Origin of the sequence: Ruegeria sp. HKCCSA071 (assembly GCF_017872555.1) — a bacterium.
Lineage (GTDB): Bacteria > Pseudomonadota > Alphaproteobacteria > Rhodobacterales > Rhodobacteraceae > Ruegeria.
In genome coordinates this window covers 393,384-409,082 of the sequence record NZ_JAEDOX010000001.1, presented here as the reverse complement: position 1 = coordinate 409,082, position 15,699 = coordinate 393,384, and the positions used below count along the sequence as shown (strand labels likewise).

The following is a 15,699-nucleotide window of genomic DNA, read 5'->3' as shown; positions in this document are numbered from 1 at the left end:
AGTTTCAAGCCTGCCGCCCTGTTGCGGCAGGTATTGCAGAGGCACAATCTTGTAAAAGGAATGCAGTGGCATGCTGCGACATTTTGTCATGTCTTCCCTAACGGCACCCATTACGTACCCTAAAGAGGGGGAGAGCAGTCCTAAACGCTACATAAGGAAAGCTCATACATGATGAACTGGACGGATCTGACACAAGACTGGAATGCGGCCTACGCACGTGCAAAGCGGCGTTTTCCGAATTTGCGTGACCAGGACATGATGCGCGTATCAAAAGATCGTAAAGGGTTCGAAGCCTATCTGGCAGAGCGTCACCAGTTAACCATGAACGAAGCTCATGAAGAGGTCGAAGATTTCCTGTTCACCGAAGGTCTGAACAGAGAATTCTGCCGCGCGTCGCTAAGCAAGTGATGTGACCCAAAGGATTGTCGCATCTTCGTCACTGACGGAGATTACGTTATGGCCCATGCTGCCATCGTAATAGGCGCTGTCACCCCTGCGCATTTCAACCGGCTCATAGAATTCGGTATAGAGCCGGACAACACCGGTCAGAACATACATGAACTCTTCGCCATCGTGGCGCACCCAGCCGTCGAATTCGTCCATGGATCGCGCCCGAACCCGCGCGCGGTAGGGCAGCATGTGTTTCTTGGTCAGGGTTTCGGCCAGCAACTCATGCTCGTAGGTCGTTGTCGCATGGGCCGCCCCTTCGCCCATCCTGGTAATCGCCATCCGTCCGATGACCTGATCCCGCTGCGGCGGTGTGAAAAGCTGAGGCACCGAGATTTCCAAGCCAACCGCAAGCTTTTTGAGCGCGTCATAGGTTGGTGACATCTGCCCGTTCTCGATCTTGCTGAGAGTAGAACGGGCCAAACCGGCCTGACTGGCGGCCTGCTCCAGCGTCCATTTCCGCGCTTTTCGCAATTCGCGCACGCGCGCGCCAAGGTCCAGCGGTTCAACTTCGGTGTGATCGCCGGAATCGCGGGCAATTCGGATCAGGGATTTGGGATCTTGGGTGCTCATGCCATTCTCTATAGGCTTGGCCAGCCGCGCTTGCAACGCGCCAGACACCACGTTAGCCAATGGCTATGTTATCTGTCTTCGATCAGGGGGCGCCCGCGCCCTGCCCAGCACCCTTCAATCTGGCGGCGCACGTCCTTGGCCGCGCGGATCAGGTCCCCGACAAAGTGGCTTTGTCGGTATTAATGCCCCACGGCGCGCAGGACTGGACCTATCACGACCTGCAATCCGCCGTATTGGGCACTGGCACAGGATTGCTGCAAGCAGGTCTGACACCCGGCGATACCGTTCTGATGCGGCTCGGCAATACAGTGGATTTCCCGATTGCCTATCTGGGCGCGATTTCAGTGGGTATCATTCCGGTGCCGACATCGTCGCAACTGACGGAACCCGAAACCGCCAGAATGATAGACGATCTGTCCCCGGCTGCGGTTCTTCGTGATCCCGCTGTCTCATGCGCGCCTCATCCCAGACAGATCGAGTTGGATGCATTAAAGGCCATGCGCGACCTTCCACCCGCCGGTTATGACCTGGGTGACCCCGAGCGTATGGCATATGTCGTCTACACCTCGGGAACGTCGGCTAGTCCGCGTGCCGTGGCCCACGCCCATCGGGCCATCTGGGCGCGGCAGATGATGGTCGATGGCTGGTATGGTCTGCGCGCGTCCGATCGGCTGTGTCACGCCGGTGCGTTCAACTGGACCTATACACTTGGCACCGGGCTGATGGACCCGTGGACCATCGGCGCAACCGCCTTGATCCCGGAACCGGGAACAGCAATCACCGCCCTGCCTGCTCTGCTCCACCAGCATCGCGCAACGATCTTTGCGGCGGCACCGGGGGTCTTTCGCAAGTTGGTGCAAGAGTATGAGCAAATCAGCTTGCCTGACCTGCGCCACGGTTTATGCGCGGGGGAAAAGCTTTCGCGCGCCCTGCACGAGAAATGGTCAAGCGCCACCGGTACGGAGTTGTTCGAAGCCTACGGCATGTCGGAATGCTCGACCTTCATATCCTCCAGCCCGGCCCACCCTGCGCGCGGCGACGCATTGGGGCACCCGCAACCGGGTCGTCGCGTGGCCATTCTGGGCCCGGACGGCCCGGTGCCGCAGGGGCAAGAAGGCACCATTGCCATTCATCGGTCTGACCCCGGATTGATGCTGACCTACCTCAATGCACCCGATGAAGTTGAAACCCGGATGCAAGGCGAATGGTTCCTGACCGGAGATCAAGGGGCAATGGCAGTGGACGGCCAGATCAGTTATCTGGGCCGGGACGACGACATGATGAATGCCGGAGGCTACCGCGTGTCCCCGGTCGAGGTCGAAACCGCCCTGTCCCGTTTTCCCGGCATCACGCAGGTCGGCGCGGCTGCGGTCGAGGTCAAACCGGACACACTTGTGATAGCAGCCTTCTATACCGGCCCGGAAAAGCTGGACGATGCGGCCCTGCGCGCCTATGTCGAGGCCAATCTGGCGCGTTACAAACAACCGCGCGCCTTCATCCACCTGTCAGCGCTGCCCACCGGCGGCAATGGCAAACTCCTGCGCCGGGCGTTGCCGGCCTATTTCGAGGCACCAGCCACATGACCCAGACCGTCAAGCTCGACATCCTGTCCGATCCGATCTGCCCGTGGTGCTATATCGGCAAAACGCATCTAGACAAAGCATTGGCCAATGTGCCCGAACACCCTTTTGTCATCGAATGGCATCCGTTTCAGTTGAACCCTGATATGCCGGACGCAGGTATGGACCGTCGCGAATATCTGGAACGCAAGTTCGGCGGCAAGGACGGTGCCGTGCGTGCTTATGCGCCTGTGGTTGAACATGCTGAAAACGCCGGTCTGAAGATCGACTTCGAAGGCATGAAGCGCACGCCCAACACGCTGGATGCACATCGTCTGATCCATTGGGCTGGGATCGAGGGCAAACAGAATGCCGTGGTTGACGCGCTGTTTGATGCCTACTTTGTTCAGGCCCGCGATATCGGCGACCCCGAAGTATTGGCTGACATCGCAGACAGCGCCGGAATGGACGCCGCAGTGGTCATGAAGCTGCTAAAATCCGACGCTGACCGCGAGGATATTCGAAACCGCGACACCCACTCACGCGAAATGGGCGTCAGTTCGGTCCCGACCTACATAGTTGCCAACCAACATGCCGTTCCGGGTGCTCAACCACCTGAAATGTGGGAGAAAGTGATCGCCGAGATCATGTCTCAACTTGAGGCTTCTCCTGCAGAATAGCACAGAGGTCTGTGCGAATTTCCAGTCTGGTCTAACCCGATTCACCGTGATAGCGCGAACAGGTTAGGAGTGCTTCATGGCCAACCGCATGTCGAAGGCGGAATTCATTGCGCTGATCGCAATGATGTTCGCCACTATCGCGTTTTCAATCGATTCAATGCTGCCTGCCCTGCCCGAAATCGGCGCGCAGCTTAGCCCCGATGACGTCAATCGCGCCCAACTGATCTTGACATCCTTCGTTCTGGGAATGGGTATCGGTACATTCTTTACCGGCCCGTTATCGGATGCGCTGGGGCGCAAGCCAGTGATCTTTTGCGGTGCGCTTTTGTACATTGCGGCTTCGGCTGTGGCCTGGGCCAGTTCTTCGCTGGAGCTTGTGCTGATTGCGCGTGTTGTGCAGGGTCTGGGCGCTGCCGGGCCACGTGTCGTGGCGATGGCCATCATCCGTGACCTGTATTCGGGCCGGGAAATGGCGCGCATCATCTCAATCGCTATGATGATATTCACTTTGGTACCAGCAGCGGCCCCGATGCTGGGCGCGGGCGTTATTGCCCTCTTCGGCTGGCGCGGGATATTCATGTCCTTCATCCTGTTTGCCCTGATCGTCGTGATGTGGATGGGCACACGACTGCCCGAATCCCTGGCCGTCGAGAACTGCCGTCCCTTCCGTCTGCATCTGATGATTGCGGCCGTGAACGAAATGTTTGCCCATCCCACCGTGCGCTTGTCTATCTTCGTGCAGACCTTGTGCATGGGGACCTTGTTCACCATGCTGACTATGGTGCAGCCGGTCTATGACGTGATCCATGATCGGGCCGACAGCTTTCCCTTCTGGTTCGGATTTGTCGCCCTGATGTCAGGTTCGGCCAGCCTTTTGAACGCAGCTTTGGTGGTGCGCGTCGGGATGCGCCGGATGGTCACATTCGCCTTCGGCGCGCAGATTGCCATCACGTCTGTCGTCATCATCCTGAACATGGCGAACCTTTCACCCGATATGTCATTTGCCCTGTTTGTCTTCTGGCAGACGATGGTCTTTTTCATGGCTGGTGTAACCATCGGCAATCTGAATGCCATTGCCATGGAACCCATGGGCCACATCGCAGGCATGGCCGCGTCGGTTGTCGGGTCGATCTCAACAGTAATGGCCGCGGCAATCGCCGCGCCGATCGGGCTTCTGTTCAACGGGTCCATCGCGCCTTTGACAATTGGCATTCTGAGTATGTGCGTTCTGGCGTTTGGCCTGATGATCCACATGGGTCGCATCGAAGAACGGCTGCCAGCCTGACCTGTGAATCGCGGGTGAAACACGCTATCCTACCCAGAACTTAAGGGGAGGAACTGCGATGTGCGATTACTACGATCTGGGCAACTATTCCTGCGCGATTTCCACATCCAGTCCCGAAGCTCAGCTGTGGTTTGACCGTGGCCTGAACTGGACATACGGTTACAATCACGAAGAGGCGGTGGTCTGTTTTCAACGCGCGGCCGAGCATGATCCGAATTGCGCGATGGCCTATTGGGGTGTCGCGTATGCCGCCGGACCAAACTACAACCTCCCGTGGGACCTGCTGGATGAGAGAGGTCGGGAAGAAGCGTTGGCACGGGCTTACGACGCGATGCAGAAAGCCCTTAACCTGCTCGCAGGGTGCACTGCCGTCGAACAGACCCTGATTCAGGCCCTGCCTGCGCGTTACCCGCAACGTGATCCGGTTGAGGACATGCACCAATGGGACCACGGTTTTGCCGACGCGATGCGCACGGCATTTGCGGCACACCCGGACCACCTCGACTTGCGTACCATCTATGTCGAAGCGCTGCTGAACCTGACACCATGGCAGATGTGGGATCTGAAAACAGGCCAACCCACCAAAGGCGCAGCAACGAAGGAAGCGCAAGATGCGCTTGAATGGGCTATGGCGAACGATCCGTCTGCGATGTCTCACCCAGGCCTGCTGCACCTCTATGTTCATCTGATGGAAATGTCTCCAGCACCAGAGAAAGCCCTGAAAGCAGGGGATGTCCTGCGCACGTTGGTTCCGGATGCAGGCCACTTGGTACATATGCCGACGCATATCGATGTGCTTTGCGGACACTACCACAACGTTGTGCACTGGAACGAAAAAGCCTCGGAAGCCGACCTGAAATATTACGAGCGCGAAGGCGCGTTCAACATCTACACAGGCTATCGACAGCACAATTATCACTTTGCCATATACGGTGCGCTTTTTCTTGGACAGATGGAACCGGCCCTACGTGCCAATCAGGGATTGTGGGACACAACGCCGGAAGAATTGCTGCGCATCGAAAGCCCCCCGATGGCCGATTACTTTGAAAGCTACATGTCCATGGGCCCTCATATCCTGATCCGGTTTGGCCGCTGGGATGAGGCTAAGGCACTGGAACTGCCCTCAGATCCAGACCTGTTCCGCACCCTGACGGCCACAACACACTACGCGCGCGCCATCGCTCATGCAGCAACCGGTGATATCGCCAATGCCGAGGCCGAAGAAAATCTGTTTCTTGCCGCCAAAGAATGCGTTCCGGAAACACGCAGGCTGCACAACAACCGTGTGATTGACCTGCTGGAAATTGCGCGGGAAATGCTGCGCGGTGAGATCGAGTACCGCAAGGGCAAGTTTGAAATCGCGTTTGCCCATCTGCGCCGCTCGGTCGAGCTGGACGATACTTTGCCCTATGACGAACCCTGGGGATGGATGCAGCCCACCCGCCACGCGCTTGGCGCGTTGCTGTTCGAACAAGGTCATGCGGCAGAAGCGGAGGCCGTCTATCGCGAAGATCTTGGCCTTGGCGGCTCGCTCAGCCGCGCTTCGATCCATCCCGACAACGTGTGGAGCCTGAAGGGGCTGTACGATTGTCTCAAAGCCCGCGGGGAAGATGTTGAAATCCTACAGGTCAAACAACGTCTGGATCTGACTCTGGCCCGCGCTGATCGGGCGGTTGCAGCGTCCTGTTTCTGTGCGCAGGCTGCAATGCGTGTTTAGGCGGGAATCGTGCTGACGCACGATGCCTCCGGCGGGGATATTTTTAGCCAGATGAAGCAGGGATCCGCTTCTTCATCTGGCCTTAAGTATCCCGGGGGAGATGCGCGGAACGCGCAGCGGGGGCAGAGCCCCCTCTCACATCTCAACCTGCTTTGACCTTTTTTTGCGCCGCGACCACTTTTTCAGCGAGATCCCGGGCAATTGCAAAAGCCCCTTTGATCTTGTCGCTGTCCTTTTTCCAGTCCCGGCGCACGACGATTTTGTTGTCTTTGACCTTGGCCATACCGCGTTGATTCTGAATGAACGCAACCAGTCCCTGCGGCGAGGCGAATTTGTCATTGTGAAACTGGATGGTCGCGCCTTTCGGCCCGCCGTCAAGCTTTGCGATCCCGGCGCGTTTACACATGGCCTTGATCCGCACAACCAGCATCAAGGTATTCACCTCTTTCGGCAATTTGCCAAAACGGTCGATCAATTCCGCAGCAAAGCCTTCCAGTTCGACTTTTGTCGACAGCGATGACAGGCGGCGATAGAGCCCCAAGCGCACATCCAGATCTGGCACATAGTTCTCGGGGATCAAAACCGGCACACCCAGATTGATCTGCGGGGCCCATTGATCGTCCGCATCCGACAGCCCCTCCATTTCACCGGCTTTGATTTTGGCAATCGCCTCTTCCAGCATAGATTGGTAAAGCTCATAGCCGACATCTCGCATCTGGCCGGATTGTTCTTCACCCAACAGGTTGCCCGCACCACGTATGTCCAGATCCTGCGAGGCCAGAGTGAACCCGGCCCCCAACGTATCCAGCGAGCCCAGAACACGCAGGCGTTTCTCGGCGGCAGCGGTCAATTTCTGACGCGGTTTGGTGGTCAGGTAAGCATAGGCACGGGTTTTCGAGCGCCCCACCCTGCCCCGGATTTGATAGAGCTGCGCAAGGCCAAACATGTCCGCGCGGTGCACGACCATCGTATTCGCCGTCGGAATATCCAGCCCGCTTTCGACGATTGTCGTGGCCAGCAGCACGTCGAATTTCCTGTCATAAAACGCGTTCATTCGATCATCGAGCTCACCCGCTGCCATCTGGCCATGGGCGACCACGTAAGTGAGCTCAGGCAGTTGATCTTTCAGAAATTCTTCGATCTCAGGCAGGTCCGAAATGCGCGGTACAACATAGAAACTCTGCCCCCCACGATAGTGTTCACGCAGTAGCGCTTCTCGGATTGTAACGGCATCGAACTCGCTGACATAGGTGCGGATCGCCAGTCTGTCGATTGGAGGTGTTCCGATAATCGACAGGTCGCGCACGCCGGTCAACGACAGTTGCAGCGTGCGCGGGATCGGTGTCGCGGTCAGGGTCAGCACGTGAATGTCTGAGCGCAGCTGTTTCAGCCGTTCCTTATGGCCCACGCCAAAATGCTGTTCCTCGTCGATGATCAAAAGCCCCAGATTGTTGAACCGTATGTTCTTGGCCAAAAGCGCGTGCGTTCCGATCACGATGTCCACTGTCCCGCGGGCCAGCCCGTCACGGGTTTTCTGGGCTTCTTTCGACGAAACAAAGCGCGACAATTGCCGCACCTCCAGCGGGAATCCCCGAAAGCGCTCCCTGAAACTCGCGGCATGCTGGCGGGACAGCAGGGTGGTGGGCGCTACAACCGCAACCTGAACGCCCGACATGGCGGCGACAAATGCGGCGCGCATGGCAACCTCGGTCTTGCCAAAGCCGACGTCACCGCAGATCAGACGATCCATTGGTGCGCCGGAATGGATATCTTCCATCACATCCGAGATCGCTCGCAACTGGTCTTCGGTTTCCTGATACGGGAATCGCGCGCTGAATTCCTCCCACGCGTGGGGCGGCGGATCCATGACCGGGGCTTTGCGCAACGCGCGTTCAGCGGCGATGCGGATCAGCTTATCGGCCATCTCGCGGATGCGCTCTTTCAGCTTGGCCTTCTTTGCCTGCCATGCGCCACCGCCCAAACGGTCCAGCAGACCTTCGTCATGGCCGTATTTCGAAAGCAATTCTATGTTTTCGACCGGCAGGTACAGCTTCGCCTGTTCGGCATATTCCAGCAACAGGCATTCATGGGCGGCACCGGCTGCGGTGACGACCTCCATTCCCATGTAACGACCTATGCCGTGATCCACGTGTACAACCAGATCACCGGGGCTGAGCGATTGGGTTTCGGTCAGAAAGTTTTCAGCCTTGCGGCGCTTTTTGGGCTGACGGATCAGCCGGTCGCCCAGCACATCCTGTTCAGCAATCACTGTTAGATCAGGAGTTTCAAACCCGTGCTCCAACGCCCAGACGGCAAGGTGCAAGCCGCGTTTACCAATACGGGTGCCGTTGGCCACATGTATCGCCTCGGCCAACCCCTCGTCTTCGATCAGGCCGGTCAGGCGTTCCCGCGCACCGTCAGAATATGAGGCGATCAGCACCGGGCCTTTGTCGAGCTTTGCAGTAATGTGACTGGCCAAAGCACCGAACAAGCTGATGCTTTCCTGCTGGCGTTCCGGCGCAAAATTGCGCCCGATGCGTCCTCCCGCGTCGATGACACCGGGGCCAGAGGCTTGCGGCAGCGGGCTGAACTGCAATACCCGGCGATCCGCGACAGCTGCCTCCCAAGCGGTATCGTCAAGATACAGCAACCCCGGAGGTGTGGGTTTATAGACCGTGTCCATGCGGGATCGGTTTTCCAGCGCCAGCCGCCGGGTTTCATACTGATCGGCAATTGTATCCCAACGCGCCAGCCGCGCGGGCGTCACCTGATCATCGACAGTGATCACCGCATCCGGCAAATAGTCGAATAGCGTCTCAAGTTTTTCGTGGAAGTACGGCAGCCAGTGTTCGATCCCCTGATGTTTGCGGCCCGCGCTTACGGCCTCATACAATGGGTCATCTGTACCGGCGGCACCAAACTCGATGCGATAGTTCTGACGGAACCGGGTTATGGCGGCCTCGTCCAGGATGACTTCGGACACCGGTGCAAGTTCAACGATGTCCAGCTTTTCGGTTGTTCGCTGGGACGCCGGATCAAAGCGTCGCGCACCGTCCAGAACGTCACCGAACAGGTCCAGCCGAACCGGGCCCGTCTCTCCCGGAGGGAAGATGTCGATGATGCCGCCACGGATGGCGTAATCGCCGGGTTCCATCACCGTTGGACTTTGTGTGAACCCCATACGCACCAGAAAGTTTCGCAGAGCGGTTTCATCTATGCGATGGCCAACTCGGGCAGTAAACTCCGCCTCTCGCAAAACCTCCCGTGCCGGGACGCGTTGGGTCGCGGCGTTCAGCGTGGTCAGCAATACATACTGTTGGGGCATCTGGTGAACCAGCGCCGCCAGTGTGGCGACGCGCGCCGCCGAGATATCCGCATTAGGCGAGACCCGATCATAAGGAAGGCAATCCCAGCCCGGAAACACAAAGACAGGCATCTGAGGCGCAAAGAACGCCAGTGCTGAACGCATCGCTTCCATCCGCTTGTCATCGCGTGCGACATGGGCCACCGGCCCCTTGCTGCGGGCAATCTCGTTCAGCACCAGCTGCGCGTCAAACCCTTCGGGGGCGCCGCCAACTGTCACGTGGTTCGGAGCCTTCATCGCCTCGCCTTTCAGAATCTTCTATCCCAGAACGCCAATCGAAAGGTTCTGATACATGCCCCAGAACGAAGTGACCAGTATCGAGATCATGCCGATGATCTGCGTATACAGTCGGCAGCGGGAAATTGTTTTTGAGACAGTTTCAAGCGTCAATTCCTGCCGCCGAAGACGCCTTGCATGCACGATATTGACCAAAAGCACAAAGGTCATTGGGAACAAAAGCAAAAACAGGGCCTGCGCGAATTCGACGTCATAATAGAACCCAAGCGTGGCCATCCCGGTAAACAGGAAACACCCAAACGCCAAAAGGATGGTTCCAGACATGTCGACAATCAGCAGAATCCGGTTTGTATGGATGCGAACGATGTCGAGCAGATCGGTTTCGACCTGACCTCCGATCCGGCGGGCGCGGACAACCAGATCGTATGGGATGCCCATCACCCAGTGGCTGGCCGACGACCAGAGTACCGCCAGTACGATCCAGAACCACAGATTCGAAAAGCTGCGCATGTCGATGAGTTCAAAGATCGAAGAGTACCAGTCCAAACCCAACCCTTTATTCGCACTACTCAGGGGGGTTCCATCTAGGCGCGCGTCCATTGATACCCTTGAGACCTTTGTGAATTCATGCCACCCAATGCACGAATGTTCAAGGAGAACGCGCCATGAAACCGACCATTGCCCCATTTCCCATGACCCGCTTTCGCCGCGCCCGTCAATCACAGGCAATTCGTGCGCTGGTGCGTGAGAACACGCTGACAACGGATGACCTGATCTGGCCGGTTTTCGTGCGCGATGGCGAAGGTATTGAAGAGCCCGTGCCTTCGATGCCTGGTGTGGTTCGCAGATCGGTTGACCTGATTGCCAAAGCGGCAGTCGAGGCCCAGGCCCTTGGGATTCCTGCGATTTGCCTCTTTCCCTATACCGACCCTGCGCTGAAAACCGAAGACTGCGCCGAGGCATGGAACCCCGACAACCTGTCAAACCGGGCCATTCGGGCAATCAAGGCGGCGGCTCCGGACATTGCTGTAATGACAGATGTGGCGCTTGATCCGTATAACATCAACGGCCACGACGGATATGTCGTCGAAGGAGAAATCGTGAACGACCAGACCGTCGAAGCTCTGGTAAAGATGACGCTGGCACAGGCCGACGCCGGTGCGGACATTATCGGCCCGTCGGACATGATGGACGGCCGGATCGGGGAAATGCGTCGCGCGCTGGAAGGTGCAGGCCATCACAACGTGATGATCCTCAGCTATGCCGCAAAATACGCCAGTGCGTTTTACGGACCCTTCCGCGATGCGGTCGGTGCATCGGGGGCCCTGACGGGCGACAAGAAAACCTACCAGATGGACCCCGCAAACTCGGACGAGGCCTTGCGCCTGATCGAACGCGACCTGACTGAAGGCGCGGATATGGTGATGATCAAGCCAGGCATGCCTTATCTGGATATCTGCCGCCGCGTGAAAGACAGTTTCGGTGCGCCGACATATGCCTATCAGGTATCGGGCGAATACGCGATGATTCAGGCCGCAGCCCAAAACGGTTGGATCGATGGCGAGAAGGTGATGCTGGAAAGCCTTCTGGCCTTCAAACGCGCCGGATGCGACGGAATTCTGACCTATTTCTCTCCTCAGGTTGCACGCATTCTGCAGGGATAAAGCCCGCAAGTTTCGCGATATTTCGCCGATAAGATTGCCTGAACGGGCAGCTTTCCCGTGACACATCGCCCTGATCGGCGTATCGTTGCCGCCAAGACCGGGATCACCCGGCATATCAGGCACAGTTACAGAGATATAAAACCATGAGCAGTTCCAACTCCCCCCGACTGAATCGTCGCGGCTTTGCCTTGGGCATGGCAGGTCTGAGCTTGACCGCCGCCTGCGGCAACGGTGTCGGCAATTCCAACGCAGCAACAATCGATGCCCGTGTCGACGCCACGCTGACCGAGATGTACAGCCGCTATCCCAATACGGTTGAGATTGCGAACAAGGCCAACGGCATGCTGGTCATGCCGCTGATTACCGAAGCCGGTTTCGTGTTCGGTGGCGGTTACGGTCGCGGCGCGCTGCGCATCAGCGGTGCAACAGTTGACTTTTACTCGGCCGTCAAGGGCACGGCCGGGCTACAGATCGGTGCGCAGCAATATGCGCATGTTCTGTTTTTCATGACCGAAGACGCCCTGAATGATTTCCGTCGTTCCAGTGGTTGGACAGCCGGAGCGGATATTGGCTATGTGGTCAGCGATCAGGGCGATTCCCTGTCGACAGACACAACGACACTGCGCTCGCCCGTTCTGGCCGCCATTTTCGGACAGGCTGGGCTTCAGATCGGTGCAACCGTGGAAGGCACGAAATATACCCGCATTATTCCATAATTCGGGCATCCCACTTCTTCTGACAAACCCCATCACGGCGGAATGCTGCGCTGGGGTGTTTGTTTTCATCCTTTCCGCACAGGTTCTTGCCGCGTTCCTCTTTCGGTTGGACCCGCCATCCACTAATCTCCGCGCAACCTTCATGTACTAGAATTTGGGGCAGTAATGGGTCTTGTTTTCCGCTGGCTAGTGCGCATCGTGTCGGGTCTGATCATGCTGATCCTCGCTGCAATGGGCCTTGTCTATTTTCTGGCCAGCCAATCACTGCCGGATTATGACCAGACACTCGAAGTCAACGGGTTGACCGCTCCGGTTGAGATCGTGCGCGACACCGCCAATGTGCCGCACATTCTGGCCCAAAATGACCCGGATGTGTTTTTCGGTCTTGGATATGCCCACGCGCAGGATCGGTTGTGGCAGATGACAGTCATGCGCCGCACTGCACAGGGCCGCTTGTCCGAGATCTTTGGACCGCGCACCCTGCGCGTTGACAAGCTGCTGCGCCGGCTGGATCTGTACGGCCTTGCCCATCGCTCGGTCGAGGTACAGGACGACTATACCAAGGCCGCCCTTCGTGCTTATGCGGCCGGGGTCAACGCACGCCTGACCGAGATCAACGACGAGGCATTGGGGCGCGGCGCGCCTGAGATGTTCCTGTTCAATGCCCCCGTCTCACCCTGGCAACCGGGCGACAGTATTGCCGTAATCAAGCTTATGGCGCTGCAACTGTCCGGTCACCTGACAGACGAGGTTCTGCGCGCGCGTACGTCTTTGATGCTGAGCAATCCTGACAGACTGGCAGACATTCTGCCCGATGTTCCCGGCCCCGGCATTGCTGCGCTGCCTGAATACGCTTCGCTGTTTCCCAACCTTCCGCGCTATGCCGCTGGTACGAGTTTTCCCGAAACGCCTCTGTCACCCCTTCCCAAACGCGGGCTGGCGGGCGCATCAAATGCCTGGACCGCTGCGCCTTCGCGCTCGGCAAGCGGTGGGACGTTGCTGGCCAACGACCCACATCTGGGCTTCACTGCACCCGGCGTGTGGTATCTGGCGCATCTTGGTCTGGCAAAGGGAAGCGTCATTGGGGCTTCGATCCCTGGTATTCCCGCAATCATGACCGGACGCAGTGACCGTTTGGGTTGGGGGGTGACGTCGTCTTATCTTGACGATCAGGACATTCATATTGAACAGCTGAACCCGGAAAACCCCGAAGAGTACCTGACCCCGGATGGCTATAAGGAATTCCAGACCCGTCCTTCGATCATCGAAATCAAAGGGGAAGCTCCGGTCACACTGACGCTGCGCTGGACTGAGAACGGGCCAGTGTTGCCCGGTACGGATTACAAGCTAGAAACCATCACACCGCCCGGCCATGTGGCGTCTTTGTCCTGGACGGCGCTCAGCCCGCAAGACACTTCGATGACGGCGTCCATGGCCCTGATGAACGCGGACAACGTGCAGGACGCCGTAACCGTGGCCCGGCAATTCATTGCGCCCTCGCAGAACTTGTCACTGGTCGACAAAACGACAATAGGGATGAAACTGATCGGCGCTATGCCCCGGCGTGAACTGCAAAACCAAAGCCGCGGACGCATTCCGACACCCGGCTGGATCGAGGCCAATCGCTGGCAAGGCCGCCTGCCCTATGCCGACAACCCGGAATTCGTGGCCCCCGTCGGCGGCGTTCTGGGCAACACCAACAACAAGATCATCGACCGCCCGTTCCCGGATCATGTGTCCTACGAATGGGGCGACACTCAGCGCGTGCATCGCTGGGAACGTCTGATGCAATCGCGTGAGGTGCATACCCGCGATAGTTTCATCGAAGCGCAACTGGATACGGTCAGTTTCACCGCGCGCTCTTTGCTGCCGCTGATCGGCGCTGACCTGTGGTATACCGGTGCTTCGGCCCCCGAAGGGACGCCCGAACGCCAGCGCCAGATTGCGCTGTCGCTGCTGGCCGACTGGAACGGCGAGATGAACGAGCACCTGCCCGAACCGCTGATCTACGCAGCCTGGGTGCGGGCGCTTCAAATCCGCCTGATCTCGGACGAGCTTGGGCCGCTGGCCAGCGAGTTCAAACATGTCGAGCCTCTGTTCATCGAACGGGTCTATCGAGACATTGATGGCGCCGGTGTCTGGTGCGATGTTCGACAAAGCGCGCCGGTTGAAACCTGTACCGAAATGGCTCGACTTGCGCTGGATGATGCGCTGATCTGGATCACCGAACGTTACGGTAGCGCACTGGAATCCCTGCGCTGGGGTGATGCCCATCAGGCAACCCACGATCACCCGGTTCTGGGGAACGTGCCGATACTTCGGTATTTTGTGAACATTCGCCAATCGACCAGTGGCGGTGACAACACCTTGCTGCGCGGGCGCACGTCGGGCGAAGGGCTCGACCCGTTTCAGAATGTGCACGGGGCGGGCTATCGCGGTGTGTATGACTTTGCTGATCCCAACAGTTCGGTCTTTATCACGGCTACCGGCCAATCGGGCCATTTCCTGTCGCGCTATTACGATGATCAGGCGCAGCTGTGGCGGCGTGGCGAATATATTCCCATGTCGCTGGACCTTGACCTTGCCCGCGCCGCTGCTGTCGGAGTGACCAATCTGATCCCACGTTAAGCATCAGAGTTTCGGCGACTCCCCGCCCCTTTTTGCCCGGACCGTGGACGCCATGCGGCAGTTTCGCCTACCATCACCGGGCGAACTGTTTCGGACCAGGGGGAAACTATGGCCAGCATTCGGGATACTCTGAACAACCTTGCCCGGGATTACGCAATTGCCTGGAGTTCAGGTGACGCCGATGCCGTTGCCAGTTTTTTCACGCAGGACGGTCGGATCACAACCAACCGGGGTGAGCCTGTCGAAGGGCGTGCCGCAATTGCTGAGATGGCCCGAGATGTCTATTCCGATTTTCCGGATCTGGAAGTGCGGTGCGACATGATGCGATGGGCTGGCTCTCACGCCCTGTTTGTCTGGACACGTGAGGGGCACCATGCTCAGACTGGCAACCATGTTATCGCGCGCGGCTGGGATGAATGGGAACTTGCGCCCGATCATCTTGTACAGTCATCAGTCGGCTGGTTCGACACCGATGACTTACAGCGACAACTTGAAGGCACGTGACTTAGGTCGTCTTTTTGCCAGCGGTTTCAATATTGTAACTCCGCGGTATTCCCAGTGTAATCAGAAACCACTCGGATGCCTTCGTCCGCTGCTGATGCACATCAAAGGCCTGCTGATTCACAAAAACCTCTGATACAGTGAACCGTCCGGGTGTGATCTGGTCCTCGACAATGTCGAACGACAGGCAACCCTCTTCCGCCTTTGTTAGGGCGATATGCATGGGCAGAGCGGCGCGCACATCGTCCAGACGGTCCGCTGGAACATCAATAAATCCGGTCAGAAATACTCTTTGTTCCGATATATCAGTCATGTTCCGCCATTTCGC

Annotated in this window: 13 protein-coding genes; 9 read left to right on the top strand and 4 right to left on the bottom strand. The window is 58.0% G+C overall.

The window, feature by feature from the left end; translation table 11 throughout:
• Positions 1-168: 168 nt before the first annotated feature.
• The gene (locus I9188_RS02050; RefSeq protein ID WP_209503780.1) at positions 169-408 is read left to right on the top strand and encodes a hypothetical protein; all 240 of its coding nucleotides are present in this window, start codon (positions 169-171) and stop codon (positions 406-408) included.
• Here I9188_RS02050 and I9188_RS02045 read toward each other — a convergent pair.
• Positions 397-1,020, bottom strand: a complete 624-nt coding sequence (locus I9188_RS02045) for an XRE family transcriptional regulator (protein WP_209503779.1) — start codon at positions 1,018-1,020, stop codon at positions 397-399. The two genes, I9188_RS02050 and I9188_RS02045, sit on opposite strands and share 12 nt — an antisense overlap.
• A gap of 65 nt (positions 1,021-1,085) precedes the next feature.
• Between I9188_RS02045 and I9188_RS02040 the strand changes: the two genes are divergently transcribed.
• From I9188_RS02040 to I9188_RS02025, 4 genes are all read left to right on the top strand, one after another.
• Complete coding sequence (locus I9188_RS02040) at positions 1,086-2,603, top strand: class I adenylate-forming enzyme family protein (RefSeq protein WP_209504882.1); 1,518 nt, start codon at positions 1,086-1,088, stop codon at positions 2,601-2,603.
• A complete protein-coding gene (locus tag I9188_RS02035; protein ID WP_209503778.1) occupies positions 2,600-3,259 on the top strand; it encodes a DsbA family oxidoreductase in 660 nt (219 codons plus the stop codon). Before I9188_RS02040 ends, I9188_RS02035 begins: the two co-directional genes overlap by 4 nt.
• Before the next feature lie 76 nt (positions 3,260-3,335).
• On the top strand, positions 3,336-4,544 hold the full coding sequence (locus tag I9188_RS02030) for a multidrug effflux MFS transporter (protein WP_209503777.1): 1,209 nt from the start codon (positions 3,336-3,338) through the stop codon (positions 4,542-4,544).
• A 58-nt stretch (positions 4,545-4,602) separates the two neighbouring features.
• Positions 4,603-6,261 (top strand): hypothetical protein, encoded by a 1,659-nt coding sequence (locus I9188_RS02025; protein ID WP_209503776.1) that lies wholly within the window; start codon positions 4,603-4,605, stop codon positions 6,259-6,261.
• Positions 6,262-6,403: 142 nt separating this feature from the next.
• Here I9188_RS02025 and mfd read toward each other — a convergent pair whose 3' ends face one another.
• Together mfd and I9188_RS02015 are read right to left on the bottom strand one after the other, a co-directional pair.
• Positions 6,404-9,862 (bottom strand): transcription-repair coupling factor, encoded by a 3,459-nt coding sequence (gene mfd, locus I9188_RS02020; RefSeq protein ID WP_209599553.1) that lies wholly within the window; start codon positions 9,860-9,862, stop codon positions 6,404-6,406.
• 21 nt (positions 9,863-9,883) lie between these two features.
• Positions 9,884-10,408, bottom strand: coding sequence for a component of SufBCD complex (locus I9188_RS02015; protein WP_209504881.1), 525 nt, complete (start codon positions 10,406-10,408; stop codon positions 9,884-9,886).
• Positions 10,409-10,527: 119 nt separating this feature from the next.
• Between I9188_RS02015 and hemB the strand changes: the two genes are divergently transcribed.
• The 4 genes from hemB (at position 10,528) to I9188_RS01995 (ending at position 15,374) form a co-directional block, all read left to right on the top strand.
• A complete protein-coding gene (gene hemB / locus I9188_RS02010) occupies positions 10,528-11,526 on the top strand; it encodes a porphobilinogen synthase (RefSeq protein ID WP_209503774.1) in 999 nt (332 codons plus the stop codon).
• Positions 11,527-11,669: 143 nt separating this feature from the next.
• Positions 11,670-12,242, top strand: a complete 573-nt coding sequence (locus I9188_RS02005) for a YSC84-related protein (RefSeq protein ID WP_209503773.1) — start codon at positions 11,670-11,672, stop codon at positions 12,240-12,242.
• 165 nt (positions 12,243-12,407) lie between these two features.
• Entirely contained in the window at positions 12,408-14,870 is a 2,463-nt protein-coding gene (locus I9188_RS02000; protein WP_209503772.1) for a penicillin acylase family protein, read from the top strand.
• Between the two features lie 108 nt (positions 14,871-14,978).
• On the top strand, positions 14,979-15,374 hold the full coding sequence (locus tag I9188_RS01995) for a nuclear transport factor 2 family protein (RefSeq protein ID WP_209503771.1): 396 nt from the start codon (positions 14,979-14,981) through the stop codon (positions 15,372-15,374).
• 1 nt (position 15,375) lies between these two features.
• On the opposite strand, the gene I9188_RS01990 is transcribed toward I9188_RS01995, so the two are convergent.
• Positions 15,376-15,684, bottom strand: a complete 309-nt coding sequence (locus I9188_RS01990) for a putative quinol monooxygenase (RefSeq protein WP_209503770.1) — start codon at positions 15,682-15,684, stop codon at positions 15,376-15,378.
• Between the last annotated feature and the right edge of the window lie 15 nt (positions 15,685-15,699).

What these genes read in the sequence shown, in the direction of transcription:
- I9188_RS02050 (WP_209503780.1), top strand. Translation starts at nt 169, where the DNA reads ATGATGAACTGGACGGATCTGACACAAGACTGGAATGCGGCCTACGCA.
- I9188_RS02045 (WP_209503779.1), bottom strand. Translation starts at nt 1,020, where the DNA reads ATGAGCACCCAAGATCCCAAATCCCTGATCCGAATTGCCCGCGATTCC.
- I9188_RS02040 (WP_209504882.1), top strand. Translation starts at nt 1,086, where the DNA reads ATGTTATCTGTCTTCGATCAGGGGGCGCCCGCGCCCTGCCCAGCACCC.
- I9188_RS02035 (WP_209503778.1), top strand. Translation starts at nt 2,600, where the DNA reads ATGACCCAGACCGTCAAGCTCGACATCCTGTCCGATCCGATCTGCCCG.
- I9188_RS02030 (WP_209503777.1), top strand. Translation starts at nt 3,336, where the DNA reads ATGGCCAACCGCATGTCGAAGGCGGAATTCATTGCGCTGATCGCAATG.
- I9188_RS02025 (WP_209503776.1), top strand. Translation starts at nt 4,603, where the DNA reads ATGTGCGATTACTACGATCTGGGCAACTATTCCTGCGCGATTTCCACA.
- mfd (WP_209599553.1), bottom strand. Translation starts at nt 9,862, where the DNA reads ATGAAGGCTCCGAACCACGTGACAGTTGGCGGCGCCCCCGAAGGGTTT.
- hemB (WP_209503774.1), top strand. Translation starts at nt 10,528, where the DNA reads ATGAAACCGACCATTGCCCCATTTCCCATGACCCGCTTTCGCCGCGCC.
- I9188_RS02005 (WP_209503773.1), top strand. Translation starts at nt 11,670, where the DNA reads ATGAGCAGTTCCAACTCCCCCCGACTGAATCGTCGCGGCTTTGCCTTG.
- I9188_RS02000 (WP_209503772.1), top strand. Translation starts at nt 12,408, where the DNA reads ATGGGTCTTGTTTTCCGCTGGCTAGTGCGCATCGTGTCGGGTCTGATC.
- I9188_RS01995 (WP_209503771.1), top strand. Translation starts at nt 14,979, where the DNA reads ATGGCCAGCATTCGGGATACTCTGAACAACCTTGCCCGGGATTACGCA.
- I9188_RS01990 (WP_209503770.1), bottom strand. Translation starts at nt 15,684, where the DNA reads ATGACTGATATATCGGAACAAAGAGTATTTCTGACCGGATTTATTGAT.